This window comes from Arthrobacter sp. TB 26 (genome assembly GCF_000427315.1).
Taxonomy (GTDB): Bacteria; Actinomycetota; Actinomycetes; order Actinomycetales; family Micrococcaceae; genus Arthrobacter.
Map to the genome: position 1 here is coordinate 1 of NZ_AUPJ01000160.1, position 4,848 is coordinate 4,848.

At 65.7% G+C, this 4,848-nt stretch carries 4 protein-coding genes and 1 pseudogene; all 5 read left to right on the forward strand.

Annotated elements, in window-relative coordinates; translation table 11 throughout:
- A pseudogene (locus tag K789_RS22400) lies at positions 1–273 on the forward strand (ATP-dependent DNA helicase PcrA); the annotation flags it as partial.
- Between the two features lie 157 nt (positions 274–430).
- Positions 431–1,756 carry a glycosyltransferase gene (locus K789_RS0105430; RefSeq protein WP_024365874.1) on the forward strand — a complete coding sequence of 442 codons (1,326 nt, stop codon included), beginning with the start codon at positions 431–433 and terminating at the stop codon, positions 1,754–1,756.
- 39 nt (positions 1,757–1,795) lie between these two features.
- On the forward strand, positions 1,796–2,503 hold the full coding sequence (locus K789_RS0105435; RefSeq protein WP_024365875.1) for a hypothetical protein: 708 nt from the start codon (positions 1,796–1,798) through the stop codon (positions 2,501–2,503).
- A gap of 224 nt (positions 2,504–2,727) precedes the next feature.
- Complete coding sequence (gene sucC, locus K789_RS0105440; protein WP_024365876.1) at positions 2,728–3,897, forward strand: ADP-forming succinate--CoA ligase subunit beta; 1,170 nt, start codon at positions 2,728–2,730, stop codon at positions 3,895–3,897.
- Between the two features lie 12 nt (positions 3,898–3,909).
- Entirely contained in the window at positions 3,910–4,812 is a 903-nt protein-coding gene (gene sucD / locus K789_RS0105445; protein ID WP_018776033.1) for a succinate--CoA ligase subunit alpha, read from the forward strand.
- The last annotated feature ends 36 nt before the right edge of the window (positions 4,813–4,848 follow it).

Sequence of the window (4,848 nt, forward strand, 5' to 3'; positions counted from 1 at the left end):
TGGGGCGCAGGCGCCGCACGCGGGGCCGAGGCCAGCCCGTCTGCGGGCTTCAACGCGGACGTTCCCGCCGCCATCGCCAAGAACCGGGTGCAGCCACAGAAGGAAATCGTCGCCGTCAGCGTGGGCGACAAGGTCAACCACACGAGCTTCGGCAACGGCACCGTACTGGCCGTCGAAGGATCGGGGGACAAGACGGTCGCGAAGGTGAAGTTCGGCGTCGGCGAGAAGCGGCTCCTGCTCCGTTACGCCCCGCTGACCAAGCTCGACGCCTGACCAACCTCGACGCCTGACCAACCTCGACGCCTGACCAAGGTCGCTGCCGTCCAGGATCATTGTGCCGGGGACCCGACGCGCCTAAAGTTCAGAATGGGGCGCCAGCACGCGGACTCCGCTGCGTGGCGAAACGTCAGGATTGTGACGGAGCTGCGGCATGAAAGTTCTGTTGGCCAGCCAGGCCATCGCCGGACACTTCAATCCCATGACGGGCATCGGCGTCCGCCTCAAGGACGAGGGCCACGACGTCGGCTGGTACACCGGCCGCACGTTCGCCGGCAGGGTGGACGAGCTGGGCATCCGGCACTACCCGTTTGATCGCGCGATTGAGCACACCGCGGACAACCTCAACGAGCTCTACCCGCAACGCGCCAAACTCAAGGGGCCGATGGCCATCCGGTTCGACGGTGAACGGATTTTCGCGAGCAACGTCACGAATTTCTTCGAAGACATCAGGGACGTCCAGCAGCGGTTCCCGTTCGACGTCGTTGTCGCGGACAACACCATGTTCATCCAGCGGCTCCTGGCCGTTGTGCTGGGCAAACCGGTCGTCAGCGTCGTCCCGATCGGCAACATGGAAAGTGACCCGCTGGTACCCCCGATGTTCTTCGGCTTCGCCCCGGCCCGGACCCCTGCCCACAGGATCATCCATGCCGGTGCCCGGCTGGTATCGGACCAGTTCGTCACCAAGCCGGCGCGCATCAGCTATGTCCGGCAACTGCGCGGCTACGGCCTCCGCACCGACGGCGGGAAGCCCATCACCGATGAGCCCTACCGGTGGTCGCAGGCGATCATCCAGACGGGCACCGCCTCCCTGGACTTCCCGCGGCGGAACGTCAACCCGAAAGTCCACTACGTCGGCGCCCTCTTGCCGCACCGCGCAGGCGCCGCCGACACCGCCGCTGGCGACGTTGCGAACGTCCGGCGGACGACGGCGGATCGAAGCTACCGCCGGACCGTCGTTGTCACCCAGGGAACGGTGGACAACAGGGATCCGGCCAAGCTGATGGTCCCCACCATTGAGGCGCTGAAGGATACGGACGCCCTCATCGTCGCGGCGACCGGCGGTGCGGGCACCGAAGAACTGAGGCGCAGGTATCCGGAGCCCAACGTGGTCATCGAGGACTACATCGACTTCGCCCAGGTCTTCCCCTTCACGGACGTTTTCGTCACCAACGGCGGGTTCGGCGGGGTGCTGCTTGCCCTGTCGCACGGGGTTCCGCTCGTGACGGCGGGACTCAACGAGGGGAAGAACGACGTCAACGCCCGGGTGGCGTACGCCGGCGTCGGTGTGAACCTGAAGACCGAGACGCCCAGCGCCGCGGCCATCCGTTCCGCAGTCGACACCGTGCTGGGCGATCCGTCCTGGCGTGCACGGGCGGAGGCGATGGGCGGACAGTTCGAGGCGGAGGACAGCGTCGGCGCCGCCGTCGACGTCATCAAAGCCGCCGCCTCCGGCGGGACACCAGGCGCCGGGGCCTGACGCGGGCAGTCGCAGAAGCAGGGCGTCCCTGCAGGCATAATGGAGCCCATGCGACGGACACTTCTCGGGACCCTGGCCGTCTTCCTCCTGCTGGCGGCCACGGCGTGCACCGTCACGCAGAAGGACCCCGACTATGTCCCGCCAGCACCCCTGCCCGCGCTGGAACAGCTCAAGCAGGCGCCCCTCGCGGACTCGGCGAAGTACTCCGCCGGCCAGGACATCCTCAGCTTCGTCACGGCAGACCGGAACGTAGCCTGCTCCCTGACATCTGCCCGGGGCGAGCATGTGAACCTCCCGTATGAACAGAACGGTTTTTCCGACACCGCCAACAACAAGCTGGCGACCGTCCCCGTGGCGCACTGCGAACTCGCGGCCTACCCCGCACCGGCGGCGAAGGACATCGCGGACGACTGCGGCGGGACGGGTCTGGGCTACCTGGGAGGTGCCGCGTTGCTCACCCCGGTGAACGCCGCTTACGGCGAATGCCGCTCGGGCGTCACACAGCAGGAGGCGGAATTCGGCCCCAAGGGAAACCGTGCCGGCCCCATCTCCCAGCTTCCCGTGCTCGAAGAGGGCCAGAACCTGGAGCGCAACGGACTTCGCTGCTCTGCCTACAACGGCGGCGTTGCCTGCGGAAACGTCTCAGCCGGCATCGCTTTCTTCGTTTCGCGGGACCACTACGAACTGATCTCCGACGCCGGAAAACAAGCCTCCCCGGGCGCTTCGGAAGCCCCAAAATCCCCGTAATCTAGCGGTTTTTCTACGCTTCATAGAATAGTGTCCTTACTCACATAACGGGTAGTCTGGGACGGGCTGCTCCCTAGGAAGGACTAGAGTTCCGAAAGGAGCATTGCGCCGTGTGGCTCGTTTCCAAGCTAGTCGCAGGGTGCGTTTATTCCGCAGCCCGGTAACCGCGATAACGTGGGGTCCGGCTGTACAGAAACTACTTCGACGTAGAAGGACACTAAACCGTGGACCTGTTTGAATACCAGGCGCGCGATATGTTCGAGGCGCACGGTGTACCCGTGCTTGCTGGCATCGTGGCGCACACCCCTGAAGAAGCAAAGGCAGCTGCCGAGAAAATCGGCGGCGTAACTGTCGTAAAGGCGCAGGTCAAGGCCGGAGGCCGCGGCAAAGCCGGCGGCGTCAAGGTCGCCAAGACCGCTGACGAGGCGTTTGAACACTCCACCAACATCCTCGGGATGGACATCAAGGGTCACACCGTCCACCGCGTGATGATCGCCCAGGGTGCGGACATCGCCGAGGAATACTACTTCTCCGTCCTTCTGGACCGGGCCAACCGCAACTACCTGGCCATGTGCTCGGTAGAAGGCGGCATGGAAATCGAGCAGCTCGCCGTTGAGCGCCCCGAGGCCCTGGCCAAGATCTCGATCGACCCGGCCGTCGGCATCGACCAGGCCAAGGCCGACGAAATCGTCGCCGCTGCAGGCTTCGCCGAGGAACTGCGCGGCAAGGTCGCCGGCGTCATCCTGAAGCTCTGGGACGTTTTCAAGAAGGAAGACGCCACGCTCGTGGAGGTCAACCCGCTGGTCCTGACCGGCGCCGGTGACATCGTTGCCCTCGACGGCAAGGTCTCCCTCGACGAGAACGCCGACTTCCGCCACCCCAAGCACGCGGCCCTGGAAGACAAGGACGCTGCTGACCCGCTCGAGGCCAAGGCCAAGGCGCAGGACCTCAACTACGTCAAGCTGGACGGCTCCGTGGGCATCATCGGTAACGGTGCCGGCCTGGTCATGTCCACCCTCGACGTCGTTGCCTACGCCGGCGAGAACCACGGCAACGTGAAGCCCGCGAACTTCCTGGACATCGGCGGTGGAGCTTCCGCCGAGGTCATGGCCGCAGGCCTCGACGTCATCCTGGGCGATCCGCAGGTCAAGTCCGTGTTCGTCAACGTCTTCGGCGGCATCACCGCCTGTGACGCCGTCGCCAAGGGCATCGTCGGTGCACTGGCCGAGCTGGGCCACTCCGCGAACAAGCCGCTGGTAGTCCGCCTCGACGGCAACAACGTTGAGGAAGGCCGCCGCATCCTGGCCGAGGCCAACCACCCGCTGGTTACCCTGGCCGCCACCATGGACGAGGGCGCCGACAAGGCCGCCGAGCTCGCCAACGCAGCGAAGTAAAGGGACCCGACTATGTCTATTTATCTGAACAAGGACTCCAAGGTCATCGTCCAGGGCATCACCGGCGGCGAAGGCACCAAGCACACCGCCCTGATGCTCAAGGCCGGCACCAACGTCGTCGGCGGCGTCAACGCCCGCAAGGCCGGCACTACGGTCCTGCACGGCGACACCGAGATCACCGTCTTCGGCACCGTCAAGGAAGCCATGGCCGAGACCGGCGCTGACGTCTCCATCGTCTTCGTCCCCCCGGCCTTTACCAAGGACGCCGTCGTTGAAGCCATCGAGGCCGGCATCGGCCTGGTCGTTGTCATCACCGAAGGTGTGCCGGTCCAGGACTCCGCCGAGTTCTGGGCACTGGCCCAGTCCAAGGTCGACGCCAACGGCAAGCAGGTCACCCGCATCATCGGACCGAACTGCCCCGGCATCATCACCCCGGGTGAGGCCCTCGTTGGCATCACCCCGGCGAACATCACGGGCAAGGGCCCCATCGGCCTCGTCTCCAAGTCAGGCACCCTGACCTACCAGATGATGTACGAACTGCGTGACCTTGGCTTCTCCACCGCCATCGGCATCGGCGGCGACCCGGTCATCGGCACCACCCACATCGATGCGCTCGAAGCGTTCGAAGCCGACCCGGAGACCAAGGCGATCGTCATGATCGGCGAAATCGGCGGCGACGCCGAGGAGCGTGCCGCCGATTACATCAAGGCACACGTCACGAAGCCGGTTGTTGGCTACGTGGCCGGCTTCACCGCCCCGGAAGGCAAGACCATGGGCCACGCGGGCGCCATCGTCTCCGGCTCCGCGGGCACCGCCCAGGCCAAGAAGGAAGCCCTCGAGGCTGCCGGCGTCAAGGTCGGCAAGACGCCGTCCGAGACCGCCAAGCTCCTGCGCGAGGTCTTCGCGACCCTCTAGGGCCGAAGCACCACCAAGCGCCAAAGCAACGCGGGG